Origin of the sequence: Halomonas cupida, from assembly GCF_900142755.1 — a bacterium.
Lineage (GTDB): Bacteria > Pseudomonadota > Gammaproteobacteria > Pseudomonadales > Halomonadaceae > Halomonas > Halomonas cupida.
Window position 1 is genome coordinate 808,059 of sequence record NZ_FRCA01000001.1, and the last position, 25,656, is coordinate 833,714.

Consider the following 25,656-nt stretch of genomic DNA (forward strand, 5'->3'; position numbering starts at 1 on the left):
GTTCATCGATAAATGCCTGTAGATGCTGGTCCGGAAGAGGCTCACGCTGGGGGGCGAGTTATTCAGGTCGGGACTCATTTTGGCTGGAAAGCGCCTCGCTGCAGACCTGGTCACGGCCCTGTGCCTTGGCTCGATACATGGCCCTGTCTGCCGCTTTCAACATGTCGTTGAGGTCGGCTTCTGCGCATGTGGTTGCCGCCACCCCAAGGCTTGCGGTGACCAGAAATGGCTGGCCAGCATACTCCATCGTATGTGAGCGCAAAGCCTCATGGAGGCGCTTGGCCAGAGCGGTCGCGCAGGGGAGGGATGTATTCGGTAGTACCAGAGCAAACTCCTCGCCTCCCAGTCGGCACAGGATATCCAGGGGTTTCAATTGAGCCTGAAACAACTCGGCAACGACCTTCAGTACATGATCTCCCGCAGCATGTCCGCGAACGTCGTTGACCATCTTGAAATGATCCAGATCGATCAGCACTAACGCCAGCGGCTGATCCGGGGTAAGGGTTTCCATCTGTTTCCGGTAGGACTCGAAGAACGCACGACGGTTCGGGAGTTGAGTGAGGTCGTCACGATAGGCCAGCTTCCTGGTCTGTTGGTTTGAGGCCTTTAATGCTTCTTCCAAAGTCTTACGTTCAGTGATATCCGTCGCGATTTCAACGCGCACCATACGCCCATCATGCCATTGCATGGCCTGGTCCCGGCACTGATACCATCGCCCGTCCCTTGTATTGCGGAACTCCCATACGATGGTGGGGGGCGGGTGGCCATCTGCGCCGAGAAGCTGCGGGTTGGTGCAGAAGTCACAAGGGCCTGACTGACCATCCTGCAATACCTGCCAGCACTTGCGACCGTTCGGCGCTCCCCAGCGTTGGCGCCCATAGGCGTTGATGAAGAGCATTTCATGGGAGTGCATGTCACTCACATAAACGAGCGCATCAAGGCTTTCGAGAATACGTAGGAGGTCTTCTGCTTTGGGAGAGTCGTTCACGTCCTCATTCGTTGTCGGGGACGTTGTCATGCTGCTCATGGAACGCCGTAGAGCGACTCCTTGCGAAATGTCGAGCGAGTATACGGAATAGCGTATGCGACCGGTGGCTGAAAAGTTGTCAATGCCAGGTAAACCGTAGATACATGCTCGTTTGTGCAAAGACGGATCCATTCTAGTGCTTTTGTCCCTTGTCGCGGGACTTCGTTCTTGCCCCTTTCTCGACACGCTCTACTTCTGCCCCGGCCAGTGGCGGGACGTGGCATATCTCTGGTTGCTGAACAGGATTGAGCTGGAAAGGGAAAAGTGTTTCTTTCTGGCAACAGCTCTGATGGCTCCAGAGTGGAGTATGTATTGCCACAGATCTCTCAACGACAAGTAATACTTCACTGGATTCTGTTTTATTTTGTGAGGTTAACGCTATCAAATGTAGTGCAATGGGTAACAAAATATTTATAAGATGTTTCTTACATACAGTTATTCTTAGCGCTAATTCAACGCTGAATCTTTCCTGGAAAATTCATTGATCAGCGGTGCTAGGGTATGGCCGGGCCATGACCGAGTTTGCCTTCGGCAACCCGTTTCAGTACATGGAAGCGAAAATTCCACCGCTGTCATTTCCACTTGAGCTGGTCACCTTTTGCAATCACCTGAGGGGGCTAGTGGCATATGCATCGGTGCTTTCCATCCAACTGATGGCCCTACAATAAACCGAGGAAGGAGAAAGTCATGGCAGACGAAAAGCAGACCGAACCACATTCTGGTGGGGAGCATCCTGACGCGGATCCCACGGAGTCCCGCCCCGGCATACCAAACTCTGGAAACCCTCACCCCGATGCAACGCATCCCGGCAAGCCCCACGAAGGCGAAGAGCATCCTGGTGAAGGGCTTTGCTTCGCCGCAGGCTCGATGATCGAGACGCCTGACGGTGAGGTGGCTGTAGAGACACTGCAGATCGGTGATCTGGTGATTACAGTAAGTGGCCAGCAGGTTCCTGTGAAGTGGGTCGGGCGTCAGACCTTTCGCCCGGCAGCGTCAAACGACGAGAAACTTCAGCCAGTACGTATCAGCGAAGGCGCGCTGGAAGCCGGCAAGCCCAATCGCGATCTGGTCCTCACGGCTAGCCATGGCGTCATTATCGATGGTCTGGTAATCAACGCTGGTGCGCTGGTCAATCACAGCTCGATCAGCTTTGTGCCGTTGCATGAGCTGCCCGAGACGGTGACCTATTACCATATCGAAACGGAAGCGCATGAGGTGATTCTGGCCAACGGTACCGAGGCCGAAACCTATGTCGATTATATCGAGCGTCAGGCGTTCGATAATTACGACGAGTATGTCGAGCTCTACGGTTCTGAAACCCGAATCATTGAAATGCCGCGTCATCGCATCTCTTCGCGTCGCCTGCTGCCGCTGGCCTTGCGCCAGAAGCTCGGCATCGGTATGGCACGTGATCCCTTGATGGCCAGATCCGCCTGATCGACTGACACGGTCCTGTAATCTGCGACTGTAATTCCACAGCACCGGCTGGGCGCGGCTGTTCTTTTGCCCAGCCGGTGATTTGTGTCTGAAGACTCCCTCCCCGAAGCCGTAACTTCATAACAGATTGATTCGAGTGATGTCATGGATGATGCATTAGTACAAGGTCGTCTCAGCGATGAGGCGGGCGAGCAGAAGCGTGCCTTTCAAGATGCCCGACGCGCGATGTCCGACGGCGACCCGGATAGGGTAGAGAAATTGCTCGGACATACTGTTCGTGCCGGTAGCACGCACCCCGGCGTGTGGCGACTCTGGGTGCGGAGTGCCTTTAACCAGGGGAGGGTCGCAGTTGCACGGATGCGGGCAGAACAAGCGGTGAAGGCTCGTCCTCGTGATCCGGAATTTGTTGTCCTTGCCGCTCAGATGCAAGCTGCCGTCGGAAGACCTGGCCAGGCTCTGGGGCGCCTTGATCGCGTCATTTCACGATGGCCAGGCGATTTCCGGCCGCGTCTCCTGAAGCTCAATCTCCTGCAGCGTCTGGGACGCAAGGCTGCTGCCTTGCGAGCGCTTGGCGAATTGCGGAAACGCTGGTTTGATCAGCCAGCAGTAGTGATGGCTGCAGCGCAGTTCTACCGTAGTCACGGTCGTATTCGGGCCGCTAAAGCCGTTCTCGACTACCTGCTGGTGGAGCACCCGGATCACCAACAGGCGTGCATTGTTCGGTTGACTCTGGACAGTAACCTCGTGAATGAGGGTGATCCCTCTCCTGTTTCCGCCTTGCTGACCCAGACCGTGAATGAGGCCGAGCTTTCCACTGTTGAGGCCGTGGAGCTGCTGCAGGCGTTGAAGCTTACGGCAGATCCCGAGTTGTCTCCCGCATGTATCAGTGCCCTGGACCGACTGAGCGACATCACTGATCAGCTGTCAGAGCACGACAAACTCACCCTGTTTACCCAGGCTGAGCGGTTTGGGCATTCCGCCGCTGCCCATCGTGCCCTCGATGGAATACTGAACAATGGCCCGCGTCGTGTTCCTGTGGCACTCGCGCTTTTCCGCAAGGCCATGGCTTCGGTGGGCAGTGACCAGGCCGATGCGGTCGCATCTCGCCTGCTGCAGTATATTCCGGAGGCCCAGAAGGACTCACTCGCAGCAGAGTTCTCACTGCATGTTGATGGTCCTCAGGCAGCCCTCGAGAGTTTGCTCAAGGTGCGACGCAAACGACGCTCTCCCCGTGACGCCCTGAAACTCGCTCGCCTGTTGAGGTTCGCCAGGGCTGATCTTGGGTTGCGTTACCTTCGCTTCTGTCGCAAGTTCTGGCCGAATGACAACGAGATTCGACTGTTGCATGCCAGATTGTTGATGGAGATGGGGCAGCCCGATTCTGCGCTGACGGAGCTTTCATCGCCTGGTCCTGCGGCGAAGCGCAATATCTTTGCCCATGTTCGTGCGCATAGTCTGGTGGAAAGTGGTCAGCTGCATGCTGCGCGGGCTGAACTCGATAAGGCCAGTGCCTACGGTGCTGCCCAGGGGATCGTCGGCATGCGCCTGCGCACGCTGATCTCTCTGGGACGAGAAGAGGAGGCGCGAGAACTGGTCAAGGAGGAGCAGCAACGTGGATGGCAGAGCCGCATTTCCTCGGGGCACTTCTCGACTTCTCTTCACGGGGGCCAGCTGAGCGACCTTGAGCTGTATCGCATGGAGCGTGCATCGTTGCCATCAGGAGACCATGATGACTGGCTGGCTTCACGCTATATCTATGCCGCGAGTGTGATTATTGAGCGCCATTCCGAGGATGGTCCGCTGCGGAACGACTCCGGACAGAAACGTATTCCGCGTCAGGTGTTCCAGTACTGGAACGATCCCACGCCGCCACCGGAAGTGGTGGATATCATGGACTCCTGGTCGAGTTTGCCTGGCGTGAAGCATGTGCGCTTCGACAGTGAGAGCGCTTCCAACTTTCTGAGGGAGACCTTTGGGGCTGACTATGAGCGTGCATTCCACCTGGCCAACAACATCGCGGAGGGCGCCGACCTCCTGCGTCTTTGTTATCTCCGTCACCACGGCGGGCTCTACGTGGATGCAGATGACCGCCTGTACGGAGACCTGGATGCGCTGATTCCTGCCGATGTCGGTATGGTGTGCTTCCGCGAGCCTTTCAACATTCTGGCCAATAATGTCATTGCCGCTGTGCCTGAGCACCCGGCGATCGTGCTTGCTTCGGAGATGGCGGTCGAGGCCTTGCTGGCGCGCGATAACGAGAATACATGGAGCAAGACCGGGCCGGGTATGCTCTCTCGAGCTGTGGCCAGTTATCTTGCGAGTACCACGCCCACCGAATCAGCAGATAAGGTCGCCATTCTGCCGAACTACGTCCTGCGTAGACAGGTTCAGATTCATATCCAACTGCCACACAAGAAAACCCGTGGTTACTGGAACGCTGCCAATACCACCGGGGTGGATATGAGCCCTTTCTTTACGTCTGCTTCGTCACAAATGGCGATGTCATGACGCGCAGTAGTGCTGAGTAATTAAGCCCGAAACGGATCTCTGTACCGGGTGCCATGCGCCGCTGCGTTTCGAGCACCAGGTGATCGCTGCTGGCTGCGAGCACGGTAACATCCTGTGGTGGTACCAGCCCGTCCGGATCGACGTCCTGTCGGCCGATGGCGGCGATGGTCTGGGTGATGGTGCCACGCTCTTGCATTGGCGTCGGCACGCCGAATGCTGCTTCGCCGGTCGAACCTCGTGGCGATGTTGGCTTGTCCAGCGACTCGATGACGGGCACCACCAGGGTAAAGGCATCGCTGTACAGACCGGCCAGAGGCATCCGCGAGAGCGGATCGCATCCCAGCAGGATCGACTCACCGAGTCGCAGATCGTTGACCCGGCCGGCAGGCGCCATCATGGCCCAGGCGAGATTCGCCGAGTTGCCGCCGGAAATGATCGGCAAATGCAGGCCCAGTTCCTCTTCGATCATGGTCGCGAGAGCAGTTAGCTCGCCCATGTTATCGCTGCTCGGTACGACACCGGCGCGACACGCGAGATTGCTGCCGAGTCCGGCAAGCGTCAGATGGGGAGTAAGCGTTATGCATCGGGCGAGGTAGAGCACGTCTTCCGGCATCACTCCTTCGCGCAGGTCGCCGAGCTCGACCATCACTACCAGACCGTGAGTGATGGCGCGTCTGCCGGCTGCCGCCGACAATGCCTCGACGACCTCGTACTCGCTCACCTGACTGAAGTTGGCGCATGCCACAGCACGTCCGGCCTGATCGGGGGTGGGGGAGCGCAACAACGTCAGAGGAATATGGATGCCAGCGTCGCGGAGCGTCTCAAGGTTGTCGATCCGAGAGTCGCCGAGACGTGTCACCCCACCCGCGATCATGGCTCTGGCCACCTCGGGGCAACCCAGGGTGGCCTTGGTGACCCCGGTGACATCGATACCACGATCTGACAGTCGGGTTACCAGTTGGCGAGCATTGTGCTCGACCTTGGTTAAATCAATCTCGACCCGTGGGCAGGTCACGCCATTTCCAGCGATTCGCGCACCTGTAGCGAAGGAAAGGCGGCGGTGACCATTGCCACCAGTTCCGAGGGATCGCGCCACAAGGCATCGGTGGCAGGGATCTCTAACTCGGTGTTGTAACGGGCGATGGCCGCCGTGACCTCGATCTCGGTCATCTCCTCGTGATTGATGGCGATGCCGATAACCCTCGTCTTGCCGAACATCTCGATAAGCTTGATCTCCGCAAGGGGAGACGGCATGGGTACCAGCGGGTAGTCACTGAGCATTCTTCGGGCCGGCGCATGTTGCATGATGACGGCCTGTGGTCGACTGGCACGCAACACAACCGTCGAGCTCAGGTAAGCGGGATGGCTGAGCGCACCTTGGCCCTCGATGACGATGACGTCGGGTCGTTCACCTTCATAGGCGGCGAGAACCGCCCCTTCCAATTCGCCGACACCGAACTGGGCGGGAATCGCATCGAGGGCGACACCGTAGGCGGCACCCTGCATAAGACCAGTCTGCCCAGTACCCACCATCACGGTGCGAATCCCGGCATTGTTGAGTGCCAGGGTCAGAAGCGTTGACGTCGTGCGTTTACCGATAGCGCCGTCCGTACCCAGTACAGCGATACGTATGCACTTAACGTCTTCGATCGCACCATCGAACATGCGCAGGTGCTTGGTCGGCCGGGGACGACGGATATCGTAAAGCGTGACCTCTGAGGCAAGTGCCGCCGCCGATATCTCCGGGTCGTCCGCGAGGAATTCGTGAAGGCCGGACACTACGCTGATGCCAGCTGATATAGCAGCCAACACCACTTTACGATCTGACCCGGACATCAGCCCCGATAGTGGCGCGAGTCCGAAGATCAGGACGTCGGGAGGGCCATCTCTTGCCGTGAGTGCTGTTTCCAGGTCTGCCACGATGGGGATGCCTGCCGTCGCTTCGCCCAGAGCAGCACCGGCGTCCTGACCCGCAAGGGTGCTGTCGATAACGGCAAGTATTCGGTATTTCTCGCTGCTGCGTACTAGCCCATTGGCCGTCTTGCCATCGATGCGGGCGAAATTGCCCTCACAGTAGATAATCGCCGACTGCCGAGCGTCACCATAGACAGAGGATGAGTCGAGAATGGCGTGAAGGGAGGTGGGAAGCATGATGCGCGTACCTCGAGTCTTGACTCAGAGGAGGCGACGGGGTGGTCCCGGCCAATGCGGCCGACAGTCAACGAGAGGTCTCCACTAAGGTAAGTGGATGGTAGGTCAGGATACACGTATTGAAGGCCCCCGTATGTTTTGTCTCCTTTGGCGGAGCTGAAAGGCGGCCTGTGGCGTTCTCGGCTTCGTCATGTGCGGTAGAGCCACTCACATACTTCTTGCGCAAGAGTTTCGGGCTCTTGAATGGATTCCAGCGGTAGAACCGGGCATGTTCTATCTGCAAGCCAGCTATTGTGCCTGGCAAGGCTCCTTCCCGGCATCATGCCGCTATCATACTGAGCAGCCCAGTCGAGAAACTCCGAATCAACAGCTCCAAAACGCTGAATATCTCTTTGCTTGAGTCTTTCAAGGCGTAACTGAGTCGGTGCAGTCAGGAAGACAATCGCATCGAAGGCATTCTCGATCTCTCTTCCCCAGGACATGACTGATCCGGCAACGACAATGCCTCCGGCATTGCTGAGAACCCCGTCCATCATCTCATGACGTTCGGCGTAAGGGCGCTTGTGCTGAAAGGGCGGGATGGAAGGAAGCCAGTAGATATCGTCGGCTTCCTGAAACTCGAGACCCAAGCGCGCCGCCAATAGCTGTCCTAGTGTCGACGTGCCGGAACCAGCTGCTCCTGTGACCAGTAGCCTCATGGCGATTTCCTGTAGTAAACACGGTGTCCGCTGAGTGGCAGAGGGGAATATGAAAAGCCCGGAGCCTCAACTACGTCAACCTGCATCACCGTGAGCTGCTGTAACGTGACGAATATGGGGCCATGCTCCAGCCACCAGTGGTGATTGAGGTGTCCGCACACCTACTGCTGTTTGCGCCGATGGCGTCAAGGTGATGGTCGCGCGATGATGAGGCCGAGAAGTGCGAGAGCATACCCGGCTACGAGGTCCTGGCCTCAGTGCCCTATATCGGCCGGTAAACTCCCGATGCCATCTATGCAGCGCCTCTTGGCGGACGGACCCTGAAGTAAAAACCAAGTATGACAGTGTGTACGACTCCAGGCCGTGTGAGGTCGGTGACGAGGAGGGCGGCACAATCACCGTAACATCGGTTGAGAGAGTTGGTTTGATGGTGTAACGATATTGATGGAGTCGGTGGCATTGCCACAGGCACTCTTTTGTTAGACTGCAGCAGTTGAGTTTATTTGATGGATAGCGGCCAATAATGGGCAGTCCGATTCAACGGTTGATGGGGAGCCTTTTCCCCACCACTCTCAGATGGTTATAAATCGTTCTCCGATTAACTGGATAGCGGAACGACGGGCCGATTCGTTGAGGATGATGAGACGGAGCGCTTTGAACGGATCACTTGGTGACCACAGGGCAGACCAGACAATGGCATCGTTGCGAGGACATGATGTAACTGTTCGCCGCGGCGATGCCGCTGGGCTTTCGCGGCTGGCCCAGTGCGACTTTTCATTCGAGGTCGATGCTGAGTTTGCCGAGCCTTATGACGGGAGGCGAATTGTTCCTGTTGATCCTTCATACCGGAAGGCGTATGGCTTCGATTCAGGCGAGTTGGCCGAGTACCTTGACCAGCCTGACGCGGAGCTTTTCGTCGCCGAGATGAAGGGCATCCCTGTCGGCTATGCCGCCGTGTCCCAAGGCTGGAATCGCTTCGCTGTCGTCGAGGACATCGCAGTCGATGCCTCTCACCGAGGAAGCGGCATCGCTCGTCGTCTGATGGACGCTGCCGTGGAGTGGGCGCGTGGAGCTGCCCTCGCGGGAGTGCGGCTCGAGACTCAATCGAACAATATTGCGGCGTGCCGATTCTACGATCAGTACGGCTTCATTCTCGGCGGGCATGACCGTTTCCTCTACCGTGGGATATACCCCGATACTCCAGAGGTGGCCCTGTACTGGTACCTGTTGTTCCCAACGACCAACAAAAGCCGGTAGAAATAGTGCCTCAAGAATGTTGAGAACTGCCAATGCTCTCTCTATCTTCCCGGCGCATGGATACTGCGTCTGGCAGCGGTCCTCTCGTCACTTTCTGTCCGCTCCCAGTGTGGCACGGGCGCGAGGCTAGTAGAGCATCCGACGAGCTATCGTGTTGATTGCAAGGTCAATCTTGACGCCCTCATCATCGCCATCACCAATGAACCACGCTGCCGACAGCCCCGTCCAGGCTACGATCCAGCGAAGTAGCCGTTCGGGCTCAATCCCGGTTGCGTTGGCTACGATATCCAGTCTGGCCTCCAGCCGGCCCGGGAGGGTTGCGAGTGGCTGGCTGGGGTCGCTAAGGTCGGGGTTGGTAAAGATATTGGCATAATCGAATGCGCGCTCGCCCAGCAGCCCATGGGGGTCGACGGCCAACCACCCACGCTCGCCGAAGTCGAGCACGTTCTCGTGGTGCAGGTCGCCGTGGAGAGGGCCGACATCGCGCTGTGCTGCGAGGAGCTCGCCGGCAACTTCAGCAGCTGGCACAAGTACCGCGTTATCTGCGGCAAGTTGAAACAGTGGCTGAAACCAGTCCTGCAGCGGATGAAGATCGGGAAGCGGTCCGCGCTGCTGAGCGTGCAACCGAGCGGCAGTGTCACAGAGGATCCTGCAGGTCTCGTCGTCCTGACCGGACCTGGCCATCTGCGCGAGGTCGCCGGCCCCCGACGCCCGCTCCATAAGCAGAGCACCCGCAGCCGAGGCGAAGACCCGGGCTGCGCCTTGACCGTTCCACCAGGCCAACAGGCGGTAGCCGGCCTCTTCGTCGGAGGTACGAGCGATCTTCAGTACTGCGGGCGAACCTGCGTGCCGGACTGGAAGCAACCAGCTGGACTGCGTGGTTAGCAGATCCCCGTCGGCAATCAGGCTCCAGCGTTCTAGCCATGTAGTGACTTGCGGCGGAAGTTGAGAAGGTGAGTTCATGGAGTTGCCAATAACATGCCCGACTGACAGGGCCACATGTTTTCAGTTCCGCCATGTCAGTCGAGTGCCGAGTTGAAAGGAATGCTGTGGGCTTGGGAAGAGTCGTAATTACCGCTCGAGGCTGGGTATTCGGCAATGGGCGCCAGCAATATGGCAAGAGCGCCAGATATCTGCAATTTCCTGGCCAGGTCCATGGCGAATGGGTTCCATAGATAAAAGGCCACCGGAACAAGCACGGCAATAGCATAGAAGACCCAGAACCATGAGATGTACTGTTTTGTGTGCTCAACATGGTCAGATTTTGGTTTTGGCAACATTGATGCTGTCTCTGACTATGGTCGCGAGCCTTCTGCTGCGACGAAGGTTTCGATACAACCCCTACAGGATAGCCGGAATGTAAGAGGCATAGGGAAGAGGGGGGCAGAGATAGGGGGCAGGCACTACTCCGTTGCAGAATTTTTCCAGAGTTTTACCAAAATTTTATAGGCAACGAAAAAACCGCCACTCGGAATGTTCCGTAAGTGACGGTTTGATCTGGAATCTCAGTGGTCGGAGCGACAGGATTCGAACCTGCGACCTTTGCAACCCCATTGCATAATCATGGTATATCTCGATATACAACGAAGTACCAACAGGATAGAAAAAATACAAGAATAACAATGGGTAAAGTTCATATCTGTTGTATTTCATTGTATATGGAAATATCTCGTTATATCTTACCGTTGGAACCTATTTGGAACCTGGAATGGTGAGGGTATGACGAAGATAACAGAGAAGTTGACCACGAGAACGCTCGAGCGATTGGCCCGTAATCTGGCGGATGGGGATGAGGCCTGGGACGCTGACCTTGCCGGCTATCACGTCCGAGCGGGCAAGCGCGGGCTGTCGCTGAGAGTGAGTTATTACAACAGCGTGGGCAAACGTCGGGTACTGACGCTGGGGCGCTATGGTGACTTGACGGCGGCTCAGGGTCGTAATGATGCCCGTGAGGCATTGGGAGTCATCGCTCAGGGAGGTGATCCACGTGCCTTGCTGGAAAAGGCCAGGGAGGATGCGGAGCACCGAGAACGGCAAACCCTTCGCGCATACCTGAGTGGCCCGTATACCGCGTTTCAGAATCGGGCCAAGGATGGCAAGGGTACGCTGCGCCGCATCGAGAAGGATTTTACCGATTGGCTGGATAGACCCATGTCTAGCCTTGACCGTGCTGCTGTGGAGCGATGGCAAGCCGACCAGGAGGCAGTGGATAAGCCCCGCAGCTTTGCGACGCTGAAGCGCTCCTATGACGCCCTGCAAGGGCTTCTGGCGCATGCTGTCGAACGAAGGGTGATATCTGAGCACCCACTCCTGCGCGTCAAGTTGCAGAAACCAGCGCTGACAGAGGAAGAACTGGCCGAACAGGGCGCTGAACGCCGGTATCTGGAACCAGAAGAAGTTGATGCTTTGTTCGCTGGCTTGGAAGCATACCAGGAGCAACGTCGGGCTGAGCGCCGGAATAGCAGGCAACATGGTCGGTCATATCTGCCGGATCTGGATCACGCTATCTACGTCGATCATGTCAATCCGTGGATCTTGCTGATGTACTTCACCGGTTTCAGGCCCGGCGACCTGTTTGGCTTGCGCTGGGAACACACAAACCTGACATTCAAGACGGTTCGAAAGGTCATCGAGAAGTCCGCCCACAAGCGCCCCGAGCCTCAGACGTTCCCGCTGTCTGGTGCCGCCACCAAGGTACTCAAGGCCTGGCATCGACAGCAGGGCGAACCCAAATCAGGCTTGGTGTTCCCGTCGCCAGTGAATGGTAGACGGCTGTCGCAGACCGCCATGCAGCGACCATGGGCAACGGTTCGAAAGCTGGGCGGACTGCCGGAAGGTCTACAGCTTTACGCGCTACGCCACAATTTTGCCAGCCAACTCGTGATGGCCGGTGCTGACCTGCTGGCAGTCTCCCGCCTGATGGCTCACAGCAGCATCGAGACGACAATCAAGTTTTACGCTCACCTATCCCCCGATCACACACGAGACCTTGTGGAGGCGTTCGCCAGGAAGGCCCCTGGTGGTGATGTCGGAGAAGCCGAAGAGCGAGGTGTGGTATGAAGCGCACACCGCAAGGCTGGCCCAAGGGGGCGGAATACTGGTCGTTAGAGCAGATCGAGGAGTTTCTGACGAGTGAGCAGGAAAAGCCATTCCAGTATGGTATGGAAAAATTTACTCGATTGGTCAACGACTGTGCCACCGATCGCAAGTTTGTTGAAGATTCGCCGGGGCTCCTGGAGCTTCTATTGCTCGTGAGAGACGGCATGGTGGATGGAGCCACCGAGCATTGGACGCTAGATGACTACCTGGAGTGGTTGATCAGTGCGAGAAATAAGCGCGTGAGCAAACAGCGCCATGCAGAGACACAAGACTTCAAGAGGGATGTGTATCAGTACTACCGCGAGCATCAAGGCACATTCCGAAGCAAGCGAGCAGCAGCAGCGGCAATCCATGAAGCCAAGCTTGTGCCGGTCGAGGAGCGGACCATCTATGGTTGGCTGCGTGAGCTGGACTGATTGCGAAAGTGTACAGTCTCCCGGGAGACTGTACATACAGCATCAAAGTCATCGTTAACCATTGGATATATCTCCATATGAAAAGGGATATATCCAATGACCAAGCAACAAAACAAAGCAACCAAGACACCCAGTGAACTTCTGGCAGAAGCGCTTGAGCTATACCGCTCAGGGTATGATGCAGAAGTTTCAGAGAAGTGTGTCTTTCCCGCCCTCATTCCTGCCTCAGTGAATACCGGAAGACAGGCCCGCAATAGTGGGCGCTTGCTCGGTCGCCCCGGTCCTAGATTCATCAAGCGTGGTCGAATGGTTCGATACCGGTTATCGGATGTTTTTGCATGGCTAGAGGAAGCGAACATTGCGACTTCCACCGCAGAAGCTATGGCGATGGAGGTTCAGTCATGAGCCAGGAATGGTTCCATCTACGCGACTTTTCTGGATTTCAATATCGAACCATGAGCGAGACATTGCGCCTCTCTCGACTGCTGCAAGGTAAGCCCACGGGACAACATCATTACATCAATGAAGCACTCATGATCGATCACGTGCTATTCGGCGAACACCTTCGCCGAGACCGGGACACTTTGAGTTGTGATGAGCTGCGCTACGTCATCGATGCTGAGCAATACAACTGTTTCAGCCTGTTTCGTGGCATGGACTATGGAGAGCGCAAGGCCGCATTGCTTGAACATGTGAAGCGTCAGGAGGGGAGAGAATGAAAACGCCCATCGATGACGAGGCGATGGGCGCTACCACACAGCAGAGAAGGGACCAACATGCCGATATTCATTGTGGAACCCCGAGTTCCCACCCTCGAAGGATCGAAACATGTCGAATTGTATCCAAAAACCCGAACTCATCACACCTGATTTTGAGCACATTCCCGGCGAACTCAAGAGTCACACCCAGTGGATCCTCTGGAAACTGGAGTACCAGAAAGACCGCTGGACCAAGGTGCCTTATGCAGTCAGCACCGGGAAACGAGCGAGCGTCACGAACCCAACCACGTGGACAACCTTCGCAGAGGCGGAAGACGCCTATTCCAGAGGGGAATGGGATGGTGTCGGTTTCGTACTCACCAGCGAGGATCCCTTTACCTGCATTGACCTCGACCACTGCCCGGAGGCCCCCTGGGCGCTGGGGATTATCAATCATGTGAACAGCTATACGGAGGTGTCACCCAGTGGTGATGGCTATCACATCTGGATGGTCGCCACCAAGCCCGCCGGCATGCGATGCAAAACCAGCAAATTCCACGAGGGTGCCGTCGAGGTCTATGACACCGATCGGTGGATGACCATGACGGGGAAACCACGCGATCACGCATCCGGGCGCGTAGAGGCCCGTCAGCCGGTGCTGGAACGTGTCTGCGCACCGTTACTCAAGAAGCCGGCTCAGACAGCCTCGGCGGTGCCAGTCAGGCCTCCTGCACACACCACGGTGGATAGTAATGTTCTGCTTTCCGAGCTGAAGCGTATCAAGCCACCGGCACATAGGCTGTTCACCGGTGAAGATACCGGTTTGGATGACGCCAGTGCGAGTGACCAGTCGCTTATGAATGCCCTTGCCTGGCTGACGGGGTCGGACCCGGAACGCATGGATCTGCTCTTTCGGCAATCTGCCCGAATGCGCAGCAAGTGGGATGAGCAACGCGGCGAGTTGACCTATGGGCAGCGGACCATCCATACCGCCATTCAGGGATGTACCGGTGCCTATGATCCAGACCGCCGTATCAATGGGCAGGCACCTGTCCACAGTGGTGGTGGGCTCACTTCAGAAGAGTGCTCGCGCATGGAAGCCAAACGGCGACAGAACCACCAGACCATGGCGGCGGACACAACAACACCTTTCGAACAGGTGATGGCGGCCATCAAGGATGAAGACCCCGGCAAGGTGTTCGAGCGGCCCATTCTGGACCTGATGACAGCGATTCGGCGGGACTCTCCCCCGGACTGGCAGCGCATTCGCAAGGCAGTCAAGGATGCCAAGGGAATAGCGTTGACGGATCTACTAGCCGAACTGGAGAAGCGGGAACGTACGCAAGCCAAGGCAGACAGTGGTGAGATATTCCCTGTCATTGAGCCGTGGCCAGAGCCGGTAGAGGGTGCCGCCCTGGTGCGTGAACTCTCCGACACCCTGAGGCGCTACGTGGTCTGTGAGCCTTATGTGGCGGATGCTGCCGCCCTCTGGATTGTGTTCACGTGGTTCATTGATCAGGTCTATGTTGCACCGATCGCCAACATCACAGCGCCCCTGCCGAACTGTGGGAAGTCGATATTGCTGGACTTCATGGGCGAATTCTCCTTTCACCCTCTCAAATGTGATGGCATCAGCCCGGCGGCACTGTTTCGCTCCATGGATATGTGGGGTCCGACCCTGCTGATCGATGAGACAGATGCCTTTCTGAAGGAAAACGAAGAAGCACGAGGCGTGCTCAACAGCGGCCACAAGCGGAACGGTTTCATCATCCGTGTGGAAGGCGAAGGCGCCGACCGCAAGCCCGTACGCTTTTCCACGTGGGGGGCCAAGGCGCTATGTGGCATTGGTGCCATCGCTGACACGCTGGCCAGCCGCTCGATACGCCTGGAGCTGCGCCGAAAGCTTCCCACCGAAAAGATAGAGAATCTCCGTCACATGCCGTCAGAGCTGCGTGACCGGCTTTTGCGGCAGTTGGCCAGGCTGCATGAGGATCTGGCTGGAGAGGTAGCCGAGGCACGTCCTGAACCTGTTCGCGGACTGAACAACCGTGCTGCTGACAACTGGGAACCCCTTCAGCAGATAGCGGAAGTTATCGGCGGTGAATGGCCGGAACGTGTCCAGAACGTTGCCGTCACTATCGCTCAAAACGATGACGAGGAATTGTCGTCAGATATTAATGTTGAGCTATTGAAAGATGTAAAGTCGGTGTTTGAAGGAAAGGGCGTGGAGTCCATATTTTCCGCTGCATTGACTGAAGCACTTTGCGCTGATGGGGACGCACCTTGGGGTACCTGTGACAAGGGAAAACCGATGAGACAGCGTCAACTGGCATCACGATTGAAAGGATTTGGTATTCGTCCGCAACAGATCAGAATCGGGGAGGGCACCAAGAAAGGCTATTACCGACGGCAATTCCAAGAGGTTTTCAAACGGTACCTTTCCCCAGCCCCCCTCTCTGGATCCGAAACAACGAAACAATCCAGCAACCACGCGGGTTACAGCGATGTTGGAAACGAAACACAAGGGGGTAATGTTTCGTTTGAAAATTCCCGCGAGCCCAGTAACCATGCGGTTTGTTTCGATGTTTCGGATGAAACACCCCCCTCGCCAGGAGAGAAAGAGCAGTTTTGATGAAAAGGTCTTGATGGCGAGGTTCTCACATGGCCGCAATCGACTATCTGAGAGAGCACGGTTTGTACGCTGAGGCCGCGTGTGATGGGCGTCTCAGCGTATGGCCGGTGCAGAACATCACTCCAGAGTTGCGCACATGGATTCGTGCGCACAAGCAAGAGCTGTTGGACGACATCGCCAAAGGTCTTGATCCTCGCCGTCGATGCTGGCGTGTCGTCGTTGGACGAAAGTCTATGGTGATGTTGTCGCGATACTGCCAGTTGTCTCCAGAGGAGGCGCTGGAAGTTGCACGTGCTCGATGGTCGGAAGCCAGGGTGTATCAGTATTGACTTTTATAATTATAAGACACGTCCATTTATTGGCCATTTTTGGTCAAGTCACTTGTTTCTCCATGGTGCAAGTGTTCTCTTTCTGTTATGTCGTATTTCGTCTTGATCATGACCCGTTTTTGGTGTGTTTTCTGGAGAATTCCACAGTACATGTTCGGCAGGTGAGGCGGTAATAGCGGCCTTGACGCGCTCGGCAAAGGCGCGTTGTTGGTGCTCACTGAGCGGGCCTTGTGCGAGGGCGTAGTAATAGTCCTCGAGCCAGGTCTGCATGACACGCCGGGGGCCGATGAACTCGGCATGGTTATAGAGGGCTTCCACGCTGCCACTGATGTGGTGAAGCTGTCTCTCGATCCAGGGCGTTGACCAGCCATGCTCCTCGAGGACAGTTTTGCCGATGTGCCGGAACCCGTGCAGGGTCTGTTCCTTCTCCCAGTGAATCCGCTTGAGGGCATCGCGCACGGTATCCACGTGAACCGGGAACAGGCGGCCTTCCCGGTGGGGGAGTCGCTGCAATACGTCCCACAGGCGCGGCGTGACGGGGATGGAATGGTCACGACCGTTCTTGCAGGTCGCCGCCGGCGGATACCAGACCATCCGGTCGAGATCGAGATGCTCCCAGCAGGCCAGCACCAGGCATCCTGGGCGTAGCGTGGTCACCACGAGGGCGCGCAGGGCCAGGTGACTGATGCGGTCGTCGAGTGCCTCGATATCACGCAGCAGGGCAGGGAGTAGTGCCGGGCTGACGAAGCGGTGATGATTGGGGGGTTGTCGCTTGTGGGGTTCCAGTGTGGAGCGCAAGGCGCTGGTGGGGTCGCGGTCAAGTAATCCCATGCTCATGGCGTGGTGAAGGGTCGCGGTAAGCAGGGTGCGGCATTGGCGGAGTGTCACCATCTGGCCGCGCACCTTGAGGGGGTGGAGGCATTGCCACAAGGTGGGGTGGTCGAGGTCGCCGATGTCGGTGTTTCCGATGGCGGGCGACAGGTGGAGGTCCAGGCATTGCTGGGCGCGTTGTCGCGTCCGGGGTTTGAAATGGTGTTGTTCGGCGAGCCACAGGGAAGCGAGTTCATGGTAGGTCATGGAGGAAATCCTCAAGCTGGTATTCTGGTAGCTGGAGGTCCCTCACTATCAGGGTAGTCCAGCCCGGTCATGCCATGGCATACGGCCTGTTCGGCTATGCTGGGAGTGCCGGGCCATCGAACCCGGAAGCGGTGCAGGTCACTCCTGGAAACGGCGGCCTGCACCGCGCTGTCTGGCAGTATCGGTGGAGGTTGCCTAGCCTTGAGGCGAGGGGCCACAATCTGCCGGAGATCGTTCCGATGCATTCCTCTCGTCTGTCCAATCCTCGCTTGCGAGCCTTCCACCGGCTGGTGGCCCTCAAGGGCCTGACCGAGCCGAAACAGTTTCACCACGCGCTGGCCAGCAGTGATCTACCGCTGCTTCGTGACTATGCCCAGGAAAAGGCCAGTGCCATGACCGCTGGTGACATCGGTGCCAATGAGGGCCTCGATGAGCTGACCGCTGCCTACCTCGCCAGCCATCTGGCCTTCAGTCTCGTGGATCAACTGGTGGCCATGGCACCCGCCCTGCCGGTCGGCATGAACCGGATCCTGCTCGCCGGTGGCACCAGTGCCGAGGTCACGCCGGAAGGTGCCGCCAAAGTGGCCACTACTGTCGCTCTCAGTCTGGCCGATGCCCCACCCACGAAAGTCTCCAGCCTGGTGGTCGTGAGCCGTGAATTCCTCGCCACCGGTGCCGCCGCGGAGGTGATGGTGCTGTCCGAGATGGGCACCGCACTGGATTCCACGGCCAATGCTGCGATCGTGGCGGCCTTCCCGGAATCCGTCTCGCTGCCCGGCTCCGGAGATGCCGAGGCGGACTTGAAGTCCGGTATCTCCGCCAGCCAGCCCAGCCTGAACGGCTATCTGATATTGGCCGCGCCGAGTGTGGCCGCCGAACTGGCCCTGTCCGACAAGGCCGGTGCCGGCATGAGTGTTTCGGGCGGCAGCTACATCGACGGCATTCAGGTGGTCGCGGATGACGCCATGACCAGCGGCATGGTCATCCTTCCGGTCTCGAGAGTGATGATCCGCGATGATGGTCTGTTCCTGCGCACCACCGAGCAGGACGCCATCCAGATGGTCGACACGCCGACCCCGACGCCCACGCAGATGGTCAGCTTGTTTCAAACAAACAGCGTCGCATTGCTGCTCGAGCGGCGCTGGCGGCTGGCGACGCAGGACGCGGTGATTGTCGAGGTGGGAGTGTCGTCATGAGTGCCCCCGATGCCGACAACGATACTGGCTTTAGCTTTGATCGGTTTGAGGCGGTGCCGGCGAATATCCGCCGCCGCATCCACCAGGAGCGAGAGGTCATCGCTGATGCCATGTCCCAGGTGTTGAGACCGCATCTCGAGCGAATCAGCCAACTGGAGAAGCGCCTCGACGCCATGCCCGAGCCAACGCCGCCCACGTTGAAAGGGCTGGATTCTGCCGGGCTGGGCAGACTGGCCACGCTCGAGCACAGGTTCGCCGAGCTGGAACGGCGCGGGGTGGAGTATTGCGGTGTCTGGCGGGCAGACAAATCCTACCGCATTGGTCAGATGGTGACATGCAGGGGCAGCGGATGGGTTGCCCGCGAGCCATGCGACGCCGGCGAGAAGCCCGGCACCGAGGGCAGTGGCTGGACGCTGGCCATTAAATCCGGCCGAGATGCCAAGCCGTGCCGCTGCAACCGAGGAGGCAATACCCATGAGTAATGCATATACCGAACCAACCGCCGCCGAGATTCGGGCACACCTTCCCCTGCCCGATACCAGCCTGATCGGCCTGAGCAGCGAGGAAGTTATTCAGGTGCAGGCACTGTATGCAGAGTCCGCTTGCCGCGCTGTGGCATTGATCATGCAGAACCGAGGTTCGACCCCGCCCGAGGAGGCGCGCGACATGGCCATCGAGGCGGTGTGGCGCTGGATGGTTGGCGCGTTGGCGTCAGGCTATTGGCAGGAGGTGGTAGCCGATCGTCACCAGGCCGAGACATTGCCCTCGGGCGTAACCTCGATGCAGGCGATCCGGGACAAGCAGATGCTCGACAGCTTCCAGTCCGAGATGGAACGCTGGCATGCCCAGTTCAATCGGCTCACAGGTCGCCCACCATCGGCGGCCGAGATCATGGAAGAAGGGGCCAGACATTGCTTCCCTGGTGTCCCATTGCAATTACTCGAATGGAGTACTAATGCGGATGGCCATCTGTGCGTGAGACGCAAGCCGGAGTGAGGACAGGAGTGGGCAGCGCCGCTAAGCGCCGGGGGCGTGGGTCCAGTCTCAAATACCGGGCCTGCTCGGGAACGGCGTGGTACTCGTCAATTGTTGTAATTGAGTATTTTCTCTAGGAGGATCAATGGTTTGCAAAAAACCACCAAGTAAGCTATCCACTGAGGCAAGACGATTATATACCGCACTGGCCACCGACTATGACATCACGGATGAGGCCGGTCTTGCTCTGTTGAGGAGTGTGGCCGAGTCGCGGACGCTGATCGATGAGTGTCAGAAGGTCATCTCGGCCGAGGGCATCACTTATCTGGACCGATACGGCCAGCCGAAGCCACACCCATTGCTGGCGGTGTCGCGGGATGCGCGGGGGCAGATGATGTCGGCATTGAAGGCATTGAATCTGGATCTGGAACCGTTGCGCGATGCCGCCGGCCGTCCCCCGACCTTGAGCACCGTGGGGGGGCGGGATCTCAGCACCCCGATAGAGAACCTGTAGGAGGCCACCATGCCCACCAAGCGCACTCGCCGGTCAGGAGCAGGAGCATCACCGCTCGATCAGCGCCTGATCGGCCTGTTCAGTTGCGGCACGTCCTGCAACCTCATTGACGACGATGATCAGGAACGTCTGTGGCGGAAGCACGGTGAGCGCTTTCTGCGTCACTACTGGAAACAGCCAGGGCCTTGCTGGATGCAGCGAGCCTTCGGTGAGCCCTGGAACGACATTCCGCCCCATGGCTTTGGTCACGACTGAGGAGACTCTCATGCCCACGAAACGATCCCGCCAGTCGGGTGTAACCCCACTCGACGACCGCCTGATCGGTCTGTTCTCGGTCGGTACCAATTGCCACCAGATACCCAACAAGGTGTTTCACCGCAAGTGGCTGAAGTACGGGGAGCGCTATCTGGCCCAGTACGACGATGGCACGCGGATTTCCTGGGGCGAGATGTTCTGGGGCAGACCGTGGCTCGACATTCCGCCCGTGGGTTTCCGGCCGGCGCAGCTCCATGACTACGGCGAAGCGGTCTTCGTTGGTGCCTTTGGCAGGGAGCCTCTCGCCCGCTGCCAGGCGGTGCTGGACCAGCGCGCCAGGGTATTGAACCAGGACTGACACGGCTCACCTCTTGGGGTGGGCCTTTTTTGTGCCTTGGAAGGTTTGGTGAGGTCGGTGATGGAGTCAGAGTAGGGCTTTGGTTCTGCTGACCGTTGGAACCTATTTGGAACCTGGAGGCTCCACAACGAAAAACGTCCACTGCGATGATTCGCTAAGTGACCGTTTTTTCTGGAATTTCTGGTCGGAGCGACAGGATTCGAACCTGCGACCTTTGCAACCCCATTGCAACGCGCTACCAAGCTGCGCCACGCTCCGACTTGGCCCTCGAATAACTTCTACCTTGTTGGCAGCAGTCCCCGAGAACGAGGCGTATACTATCGTGTTCGTCGGGAAATGAAAAGCCCCTTTTGCGCTTTTATTTCAATTGGTTGGTTATTGACCAGCAACCGGCTGGTGATTTGTGTAGCCTTTGCGATCCACGTTTGTTGACCTTCGAGGAGAGGTATCGATGCCTTTGATTCTGGGCATGAGTATTCTGCTGGCCTGTCAGTTCGCCGGTGAGTTGTTGGTGCGTGCGTTTGATCTGCCGATACCGGGGCCGGTGATCGGTATGGTGATCCTGTTGGTGGGGCTGCTGGTGCGTGGCAAGGTGCCGTCCAGCCTGCGCACCACCGGTGAGGGGTTGCTGCGCTACCTTACCTTGCTGTTTGTACCGGCAGGGGTGGGCCTGATGTTACATGGTCGCTTGATTGCCGATGATTGGTTGGCGATTGGGATGACCCTGCTGCTGTCGACGGCATTGACCCTTGCCGTGACGGCCTGGGTGATGCAGCGGCTGGCCAACCGGTTTGGTGGGCGCCAATGAAGGTCGCGGAGCTGGGCGAGCTGTGGGTCTATCTATCAGGCAACCCATTGCTGTCGTTACTGGTCACTCTGTTGGCGTTTGCGCTGGCCGTGCGCATCAATCGAATGCTCGGTGGTACTCCGCTGTTGCATGCCGTCACCTTGAGTATTGCGCTGATCATTGTCTTCCTGTTGATATCGGGAATTGATTACGCCACCTACTTCGAAGGCGCGCAGTTCATCCATTTTCTGCTTGGCCCGGCTACGGTAGCGCTTGCCATACCGCTCTACGACCACCGTGAGCGGGTGCGCCAGTTGATGGCACCGTTGCTGTTGGCCTGTCTGGCAGGTATCGCCACTGCTGTTGTTTCGACCATCGGGCTCGCGCTGTTGTTCGGCGCAGACCACGTGACAGTAATGTCGTTGGCACCACGCTCGGTGACGTCACCGATTGCCATGGGGGTTGCCGAGAAGATCGGCGGAATTCCCTCGCTGGCGGCGGGACTGGTGTTGATCACCGGCTCGATTGGTTGTGCACTTGGTCCGGGCATCTTCCGGCTGCTGGGGATTCGCGATCCTGTCGTTCAGGGCTTCACCATGGGCCTGGCCGCGCATGGTTTCGGTACGGCGCAATCCTTTGCGCGCCTGGGGGCTATGGCCGGCGCCTTTTCGGGGCTTGCCATGGGTCTGACGGGGCTGGTGACAGCCTTTATCCTGCCATTGATTGTGGGCCTGTTTGGTCTGTAGCTGGTTCCGGCATAGCTGAGAGCCAGCTGATTTTCGCCTGCCGGGCGACACATGCTGCGAGTCATTCCATTGATTTAACTGACTTTCCTTCAGGCGGTCCCTGCAGGGCCGCCTGGCAGCCTTGTGTGGCTCACGTATCTAACCTTGGTCTAATGCCCTGGGCGCGTTGCCTTTTCCTGAACTATGGTCAGGCATAAGGGATCCGTCTGGAGGTCAATATGTGGAAGACCGTCAAATCTGTGCTGGCAGCGTTCTTCGGTGTCCAACGCGAAGCGCAGCGGCGGGAAGACTTCACCTCCGGCAAGCCCATCAGCTTCATTCTGGTGGGCATTCTCATGGGCATCATTCTGGTACTGATCTTGATTGTGGTTGCCATGACGGCAGCAGGATGACTCCTGTCATTCTGTTGAAACGTCATGGCTGGGGAGAAAAGCCGTAGTGAAGGTCAGCAGCACAGGAAGCATGCAGCAGTGGGACGGTTGAGGACCCGCAGTTCAGCAACATCAGAACCAGAAGTTGAGAGTTCAAGGACCGTAGTTGAGAGGGGGTCGGAAACCGGGTTCGGAGATGATCGTCGGCCCGGAGCAATCCGATGGTGATAACGACAATAACTGGCTCCAGGAGGCATCGATGCGAAAGCGGCACGTATGGATGACTGCAGGAATGCTGTTGGCAGCACTGAGCAGTCACACCCTTGCGGCGGAATGGAACATGCCGATAGGGGTGACGGATGTCAGCCGCGAAATCTATTCGCTGCACATGACGATCTTCTGGATCTGTGTAGTGATCGGGGTGGTGGTATTCGGCGCGATGTTCTATTCGCTGTTCCGCTATCGTCGTTCGAAAGGGGCTGAGGCGGCCCACTTCCATGAGCACACCATGGTGGAGGTGATCTGGACGGCGGTCCCTCTGCTGATCCTGGTCGGCATGGCCATTCCGGCCACGGCAACGCTCAAGAAGATGTACGACGCCTCCGAGGCCGACCTGGACGTCATGATCACCGGCCAGCAATGGCGGTGGCACTATTCCTATCTCGGCGAGGATGTCGAGTTCACCTCCAATCTTGGCACGCCGCGGGAGCAGATCACTGGCGATGGCGAGCGGAGTGAACACTATCTGCTGGAAGTTGATGAGCCTCTGGTCTTGCCGGTGGGCAAGAAGGTGCGCTTGTTGTTGACCAGTGACGATGTCATTCACTCCTGGTGGGTGCCGGATCTCGCCGTCAAGCAGGATGCTGTGCCGAGCTTCGTCAACGAAAACTGGGTTCGGATCAATGAGCCGGGCATCTACCGTGGCCAGTGTGCGGAGCTGTGTGGCAAGGATCATGCCTTCATGCCGGTTGTGGTGGAGGCGGTCGAGCCGGAAGCGTTTGAGGCCTGGCTGGCCGAGCGCAAGGCCGCGGCCGAAGCGGAAGCCTCGGGAGTGGATCGTGAATGGGCCCTCGATGAATTGATGGAGCGTGGCGAGCAGGTCTATGGCTCTATCTGTGCCTCCTGTCACCAACCTGATGGCTCTGGTCTGCCGCCAAGCTTCCCGGCATTGGCGGGAAACCAGGCGCTGATGGACGATTCCGCCCTGCATATCGACACTGTGGTCAATGGTGTTGCCGGTACGGCGATGCCAGCGTTCAGTACCACGCTCAATCCGGTGGAATTGGCAGCGGTCATTACCTATGAGCGCAATGCCTGGGGTAACGATACCGGTGAGGCTATCCAGCCTGCGGATATCGCCGAGATGATGGCGGAGTAGCGGCGCTTGATTGCGCTCCAACTTGATTGCATTGCCAACAGGGAGAATTCGCATGGCGTCACTGCCTCCCAAGCACAGGCTACAACAGGGTTCCGCCGATGCTGTCGGCGGCTCAGACACTCACCATGACCGCCCCCGGGGCATCATGCGTTGGGTATTGACCACCAACCACAAGGAAATCGGAACCCTTTATCTACTGTTCTCGTTGCTGATGTTCATGATTGGCGGCGTCTTTGCGTTGGTGGTACGTGCAGAGTTGTTTCAACCCGGTTTGCAGCTGGTGCAGCCGGAGTTCTTCAACCAGATGACCACCATGCATGGCCTGATCATGGTGTTTGGTGCTGTCATGCCGGCCTTCGTGGGGTTGGCCAACTGGATGGTGCCGCTGCAGATCGGGGCTCCGGACATGGCGCTGCCACGGCTGAATAATTTCAGCTTCTGGCTGCTGCCGGTGGCATTCACGCTACTGCTCAGCACTCTGATCATGCCGGGAGGGGCACCCAATTTCGGTTGGACCTTCTACGCGCCACTGTCGACGACCTATGCGCCGCCTTCGACCACCTACTTCATTCTGTCGCTGCACATCGCCGGTATCAGTTCGATTCTCGGCGCAATCAACATCATCGCGACCATTCTCAACCTGCGTGCACCGGGTATGCGCCTGATGGACATGACACTGTTCGTCTGGACGTGGTTGATCACGGCCTTCCTGTTGATTGCGGTCATGCCGGTGCTGGCGGGTGTGGTCACCATGATGCTGATGGATATCAACTTTGGCACCAGCTTCTTCAATGCTGCAGGTGGCGGTGATCCGGTGCTCTTTCAGCATCTTTTCTGGTTCTTCGGTCACCCCGAGGTCTACATCATGATCCTGCCGGCCTTCGGTATCGTGTCGGTGATCATTCCCACTTTCGCTCGCAAGCGGCTGTTCGGCTACGCCTCGATGGTTTATGCCACAGCCTCGATCGCCATCCTGTCGTTCATGGTCTGGGCGCACCACATGTTTGTGGTCGGCCTGCCATTGGTGGCGGAGCTGTTCTTCATGTACAGCACCATGCTTATCGCTGTGCCCACCGGAGTGAAGGTGTTCAACTGGATTGCCACGCTGTTCCGAGGGTCGATCACCTTCGAGCCGGCCATGCTGTTCGCCATTGCCTTTGTGGTGCTGTTCACCATTGGTGGTTTCTCGGGGCTGATGCTGGCCATATCGCCAGCGGATTTCCAGTATCACGATACCTATTTCGTGGTCGCGCACTTCCACTATGTGCTGGTGCCGGGAGCGATCTTCTCGATCATGGCGGCCGTCTATTACTGGCTACCCAAGTGGACTGGCCACTATCCGCATCTGCGGCTTTCCCAATGGCATTTCTGGTTGTCGATCATCGGGGTGAATCTGACCTTCTTCCCGATGCACTTCTCGGGACTGGCCGGTATGCCGCGGCGGATTCCTGATTACTCACTGCAGTTTGCCGACTTCAACATGATCTCGAGTGTCGGGGCGTTCATGTTCGGCCTGTCACAGCTGTTGTTTGTGGTCATCGTCTTCATGTGCGTACGCGGTGGGAAGAAGGCCCCGGCCAAGGCGTGGGATGGGGCGGAGGACCTCGAGTGGACAGTACCGAGTCCCGCGCCCCTGCATACCTTCGAGCACCCACCGCAGTATCGGCCCGTTGAGCACTGAGCGCCGTGCAAGCCCTGTTACAAGGGCTTGCCGGTCGTGATTGTCTGGCTTGGGAGCGAACCCATT

General features: G+C 57.8%; 27 protein-coding genes and 1 tRNA gene. 20 read left to right on the forward strand and 8 right to left on the reverse strand.

Annotated features, from left to right (window positions below; all coding sequences use genetic code 11):
• Positions 1-58: 58 nt before the first annotated feature.
• Positions 59-988 (reverse strand): sensor domain-containing diguanylate cyclase, encoded by a 930-nt coding sequence (locus BUE38_RS03495; RefSeq protein WP_200802124.1) that lies wholly within the window; start codon positions 986-988, stop codon positions 59-61.
• 726 nt (positions 989-1,714) lie between these two features.
• Between BUE38_RS03495 and BUE38_RS03500 the strand changes: the two genes are divergently transcribed.
• Positions 1,715-2,464 carry a Hint domain-containing protein gene (locus tag BUE38_RS03500; RefSeq protein WP_084541685.1) on the forward strand — a complete coding sequence of 250 codons (750 nt, stop codon included), beginning with the start codon at positions 1,715-1,717 and terminating at the stop codon, positions 2,462-2,464.
• Between the two features lie 144 nt (positions 2,465-2,608).
• Positions 2,609-4,972: a glycosyltransferase gene (locus BUE38_RS22330; protein WP_143166178.1), complete on the forward strand. Its 2,364-nt coding sequence runs from the start codon at positions 2,609-2,611 to the stop codon at positions 4,970-4,972.
• Here BUE38_RS22330 and BUE38_RS03510 read toward each other — a convergent pair.
• The 3 genes from BUE38_RS03510 to BUE38_RS03520 form a co-directional block, all read right to left on the reverse strand.
• Positions 4,938-5,987, reverse strand: a complete 1,050-nt coding sequence (locus BUE38_RS03510; RefSeq protein WP_073433594.1) for an alanine/ornithine racemase family PLP-dependent enzyme — start codon at positions 5,985-5,987, stop codon at positions 4,938-4,940. The two genes, BUE38_RS22330 and BUE38_RS03510, sit on opposite strands and share 35 nt — an antisense overlap.
• Positions 5,984-7,123 (reverse strand): N-acetyltransferase DgcN family protein, encoded by a 1,140-nt coding sequence (locus BUE38_RS03515; protein WP_084541686.1) that lies wholly within the window; start codon positions 7,121-7,123, stop codon positions 5,984-5,986. Before BUE38_RS03515 ends, BUE38_RS03510 begins: the two co-directional genes overlap by 4 nt.
• 188 nt (positions 7,124-7,311) lie before the next feature.
• On the reverse strand, positions 7,312-7,821 hold the full coding sequence (locus BUE38_RS03520; RefSeq protein WP_073433595.1) for an AAA family ATPase: 510 nt from the start codon (positions 7,819-7,821) through the stop codon (positions 7,312-7,314).
• 693 nt (positions 7,822-8,514) lie between these two features.
• Here BUE38_RS03520 and BUE38_RS03525 point away from each other — a divergent pair.
• Complete coding sequence (locus BUE38_RS03525) at positions 8,515-9,078, forward strand: GNAT family N-acetyltransferase (protein WP_073433789.1); 564 nt, start codon at positions 8,515-8,517, stop codon at positions 9,076-9,078.
• Between the two features lie 126 nt (positions 9,079-9,204).
• Here the strand turns inward: BUE38_RS03525 and BUE38_RS03530 are convergent, their stop codons facing one another.
• A complete protein-coding gene (locus tag BUE38_RS03530) occupies positions 9,205-10,041 on the reverse strand; it encodes an APH(6)-I family aminoglycoside O-phosphotransferase (protein WP_073433790.1) in 837 nt (278 codons plus the stop codon).
• A gap of 56 nt (positions 10,042-10,097) precedes the next feature.
• Complete coding sequence (locus tag BUE38_RS03535) at positions 10,098-10,358, reverse strand: hypothetical protein (RefSeq protein ID WP_073433596.1); 261 nt, start codon at positions 10,356-10,358, stop codon at positions 10,098-10,100.
• A 439-nt stretch (positions 10,359-10,797) separates the two neighbouring features.
• Here BUE38_RS03535 and BUE38_RS03540 point away from each other — a divergent pair, with 439 nt between their 5' ends.
• The 6 genes from BUE38_RS03540 (at position 10,798) to BUE38_RS03565 (ending at position 16,252) form a co-directional block, all read left to right on the forward strand.
• Positions 10,798-12,138: a site-specific integrase gene (locus BUE38_RS03540; RefSeq protein ID WP_073433597.1), complete on the forward strand. Its 1,341-nt coding sequence runs from the start codon at positions 10,798-10,800 to the stop codon at positions 12,136-12,138.
• Positions 12,135-12,593: a hypothetical protein gene (locus tag BUE38_RS03545; protein ID WP_073433598.1), complete on the forward strand. Its 459-nt coding sequence runs from the start codon at positions 12,135-12,137 to the stop codon at positions 12,591-12,593. The genes BUE38_RS03540 and BUE38_RS03545 overlap by 4 nt, the downstream gene beginning before the upstream one ends.
• A gap of 96 nt (positions 12,594-12,689) precedes the next feature.
• Positions 12,690-12,998, forward strand: a complete 309-nt coding sequence (locus BUE38_RS23080) for a hypothetical protein (RefSeq protein ID WP_073433599.1) — start codon at positions 12,690-12,692, stop codon at positions 12,996-12,998.
• Entirely contained in the window at positions 12,995-13,312 is a 318-nt protein-coding gene (locus tag BUE38_RS03555; protein WP_073433600.1) for a hypothetical protein, read from the forward strand. Before BUE38_RS23080 ends, BUE38_RS03555 begins: the two co-directional genes overlap by 4 nt.
• A gap of 109 nt (positions 13,313-13,421) precedes the next feature.
• The gene (locus BUE38_RS23215) at positions 13,422-15,923 is read left to right on the forward strand and encodes a phage NrS-1 polymerase family protein (RefSeq protein ID WP_234986749.1); all 2,502 of its coding nucleotides are present in this window, start codon (positions 13,422-13,424) and stop codon (positions 15,921-15,923) included.
• A 29-nt stretch (positions 15,924-15,952) separates the two neighbouring features.
• On the forward strand, positions 15,953-16,252 hold the full coding sequence (locus tag BUE38_RS03565) for a hypothetical protein (protein ID WP_073433601.1): 300 nt from the start codon (positions 15,953-15,955) through the stop codon (positions 16,250-16,252).
• 48 nt (positions 16,253-16,300) lie between these two features.
• Here BUE38_RS03565 and BUE38_RS03570 read toward each other — a convergent pair whose 3' ends face one another.
• Positions 16,301-17,329, reverse strand: a complete 1,029-nt coding sequence (locus tag BUE38_RS03570; protein WP_073433602.1) for a tyrosine-type recombinase/integrase — start codon at positions 17,327-17,329, stop codon at positions 16,301-16,303.
• A 239-nt stretch (positions 17,330-17,568) separates the two neighbouring features.
• Between BUE38_RS03570 and BUE38_RS03575 the strand changes: the two genes are divergently transcribed.
• From BUE38_RS03575 to BUE38_RS03600, 6 genes are all read left to right on the forward strand, one after another.
• A complete protein-coding gene (locus BUE38_RS03575; protein WP_073433603.1) occupies positions 17,569-18,525 on the forward strand; it encodes a hypothetical protein in 957 nt (318 codons plus the stop codon).
• The gene (locus tag BUE38_RS03580) at positions 18,522-19,007 is read left to right on the forward strand and encodes a hypothetical protein (RefSeq protein WP_073433604.1); all 486 of its coding nucleotides are present in this window, start codon (positions 18,522-18,524) and stop codon (positions 19,005-19,007) included. Before BUE38_RS03575 ends, BUE38_RS03580 begins: the two co-directional genes overlap by 4 nt.
• Positions 19,000-19,521, forward strand: a complete 522-nt coding sequence (locus BUE38_RS03585) for a hypothetical protein (protein WP_073433605.1) — start codon at positions 19,000-19,002, stop codon at positions 19,519-19,521. Before BUE38_RS03580 ends, BUE38_RS03585 begins: the two co-directional genes overlap by 8 nt.
• Before the next feature lie 124 nt (positions 19,522-19,645).
• Positions 19,646-20,014 (forward strand): P27 family phage terminase small subunit, encoded by a 369-nt coding sequence (locus BUE38_RS03590; RefSeq protein WP_073433606.1) that lies wholly within the window; start codon positions 19,646-19,648, stop codon positions 20,012-20,014.
• A 9-nt stretch (positions 20,015-20,023) separates the two neighbouring features.
• A complete protein-coding gene (locus BUE38_RS03595; protein WP_073433607.1) occupies positions 20,024-20,269 on the forward strand; it encodes a hypothetical protein in 246 nt (81 codons plus the stop codon).
• Between the two features lie 10 nt (positions 20,270-20,279).
• The gene (locus BUE38_RS03600) at positions 20,280-20,627 is read left to right on the forward strand and encodes a hypothetical protein (protein ID WP_073433608.1); all 348 of its coding nucleotides are present in this window, start codon (positions 20,280-20,282) and stop codon (positions 20,625-20,627) included.
• A gap of 181 nt (positions 20,628-20,808) precedes the next feature.
• Here BUE38_RS03600 and BUE38_RS03605 read toward each other — a convergent pair.
• Positions 20,809-20,885: transfer RNA gene (locus BUE38_RS03605), tRNA-Pro, on the reverse strand.
• Between the two features lie 193 nt (positions 20,886-21,078).
• Between BUE38_RS03605 and BUE38_RS03610 the strand changes: the two genes are divergently transcribed.
• From BUE38_RS03610 to ctaD, 5 genes are all read left to right on the forward strand, one after another.
• Positions 21,079-21,435 carry a CidA/LrgA family protein gene (locus BUE38_RS03610; protein WP_073433609.1) on the forward strand — a complete coding sequence of 119 codons (357 nt, stop codon included), beginning with the start codon at positions 21,079-21,081 and terminating at the stop codon, positions 21,433-21,435.
• Positions 21,432-22,160, forward strand: coding sequence for an LrgB family protein (locus BUE38_RS03615; RefSeq protein ID WP_073433610.1), 729 nt, complete (start codon positions 21,432-21,434; stop codon positions 22,158-22,160). Before BUE38_RS03610 ends, BUE38_RS03615 begins: the two co-directional genes overlap by 4 nt.
• A 218-nt stretch (positions 22,161-22,378) precedes the next feature.
• The gene (locus BUE38_RS03620; protein WP_073433611.1) at positions 22,379-22,552 is read left to right on the forward strand and encodes a DUF2970 domain-containing protein; all 174 of its coding nucleotides are present in this window, start codon (positions 22,379-22,381) and stop codon (positions 22,550-22,552) included.
• Between the two features lie 238 nt (positions 22,553-22,790).
• Positions 22,791-23,909 (forward strand): cytochrome c oxidase subunit II, encoded by a 1,119-nt coding sequence (gene coxB, locus BUE38_RS03625; RefSeq protein ID WP_073433792.1) that lies wholly within the window; start codon positions 22,791-22,793, stop codon positions 23,907-23,909.
• 52 nt (positions 23,910-23,961) lie between these two features.
• Complete coding sequence (gene ctaD / locus BUE38_RS03630) at positions 23,962-25,590, forward strand: cytochrome c oxidase subunit I (RefSeq protein WP_084541689.1); 1,629 nt, start codon at positions 23,962-23,964, stop codon at positions 25,588-25,590.
• Positions 25,591-25,656 lie beyond the last annotated feature (66 nt).

Coding starts and splice junctions, on each gene's coding strand:
- BUE38_RS03500 (WP_084541685.1), top strand. CDS start 1,715: ATGGCAGACGAAAAGCAGACCGAACCACATTCTGGTGGGGAGCATCCT.
- BUE38_RS22330 (WP_143166178.1), top strand. CDS start 2,609: ATGGATGATGCATTAGTACAAGGTCGTCTCAGCGATGAGGCGGGCGAG.
- BUE38_RS03515 (WP_084541686.1), bottom strand. CDS start 7,123: ATGCTTCCCACCTCCCTTCACGCCATTCTCGACTCATCCTCTGTCTAT.
- BUE38_RS03520 (WP_073433595.1), bottom strand. CDS start 7,821: ATGAGGCTACTGGTCACAGGAGCAGCTGGTTCCGGCACGTCGACACTA.
- BUE38_RS03525 (WP_073433789.1), top strand. CDS start 8,515: ATGGCATCGTTGCGAGGACATGATGTAACTGTTCGCCGCGGCGATGCC.
- BUE38_RS03530 (WP_073433790.1), bottom strand. CDS start 10,041: ATGAACTCACCTTCTCAACTTCCGCCGCAAGTCACTACATGGCTAGAA.
- BUE38_RS03535 (WP_073433596.1), bottom strand. CDS start 10,358: ATGTTGCCAAAACCAAAATCTGACCATGTTGAGCACACAAAACAGTAC.
- BUE38_RS03540 (WP_073433597.1), top strand. CDS start 10,798: ATGACGAAGATAACAGAGAAGTTGACCACGAGAACGCTCGAGCGATTG.
- BUE38_RS03545 (WP_073433598.1), top strand. CDS start 12,135: ATGAAGCGCACACCGCAAGGCTGGCCCAAGGGGGCGGAATACTGGTCG.
- BUE38_RS23080 (WP_073433599.1), top strand. CDS start 12,690: ATGACCAAGCAACAAAACAAAGCAACCAAGACACCCAGTGAACTTCTG.
- BUE38_RS03555 (WP_073433600.1), top strand. CDS start 12,995: ATGAGCCAGGAATGGTTCCATCTACGCGACTTTTCTGGATTTCAATAT.
- BUE38_RS23215 (WP_234986749.1), top strand. CDS start 13,422: ATGTCGAATTGTATCCAAAAACCCGAACTCATCACACCTGATTTTGAG.
- BUE38_RS03565 (WP_073433601.1), top strand. CDS start 15,953: ATGGCCGCAATCGACTATCTGAGAGAGCACGGTTTGTACGCTGAGGCC.
- BUE38_RS03570 (WP_073433602.1), bottom strand. CDS start 17,329: ATGACCTACCATGAACTCGCTTCCCTGTGGCTCGCCGAACAACACCAT.
- BUE38_RS03575 (WP_073433603.1), top strand. CDS start 17,569: ATGCATTCCTCTCGTCTGTCCAATCCTCGCTTGCGAGCCTTCCACCGG.
- BUE38_RS03580 (WP_073433604.1), top strand. CDS start 18,522: ATGAGTGCCCCCGATGCCGACAACGATACTGGCTTTAGCTTTGATCGG.
- BUE38_RS03585 (WP_073433605.1), top strand. CDS start 19,000: ATGAGTAATGCATATACCGAACCAACCGCCGCCGAGATTCGGGCACAC.
- BUE38_RS03590 (WP_073433606.1), top strand. CDS start 19,646: ATGGTTTGCAAAAAACCACCAAGTAAGCTATCCACTGAGGCAAGACGA.
- BUE38_RS03595 (WP_073433607.1), top strand. CDS start 20,024: ATGCCCACCAAGCGCACTCGCCGGTCAGGAGCAGGAGCATCACCGCTC.
- BUE38_RS03600 (WP_073433608.1), top strand. CDS start 20,280: ATGCCCACGAAACGATCCCGCCAGTCGGGTGTAACCCCACTCGACGAC.
- BUE38_RS03610 (WP_073433609.1), top strand. CDS start 21,079: ATGCCTTTGATTCTGGGCATGAGTATTCTGCTGGCCTGTCAGTTCGCC.
- BUE38_RS03615 (WP_073433610.1), top strand. CDS start 21,432: ATGAAGGTCGCGGAGCTGGGCGAGCTGTGGGTCTATCTATCAGGCAAC.
- BUE38_RS03620 (WP_073433611.1), top strand. CDS start 22,379: ATGTGGAAGACCGTCAAATCTGTGCTGGCAGCGTTCTTCGGTGTCCAA.
- coxB (WP_073433792.1), top strand. CDS start 22,791: ATGCGAAAGCGGCACGTATGGATGACTGCAGGAATGCTGTTGGCAGCA.
- ctaD (WP_084541689.1), top strand. CDS start 23,962: ATGGCGTCACTGCCTCCCAAGCACAGGCTACAACAGGGTTCCGCCGAT.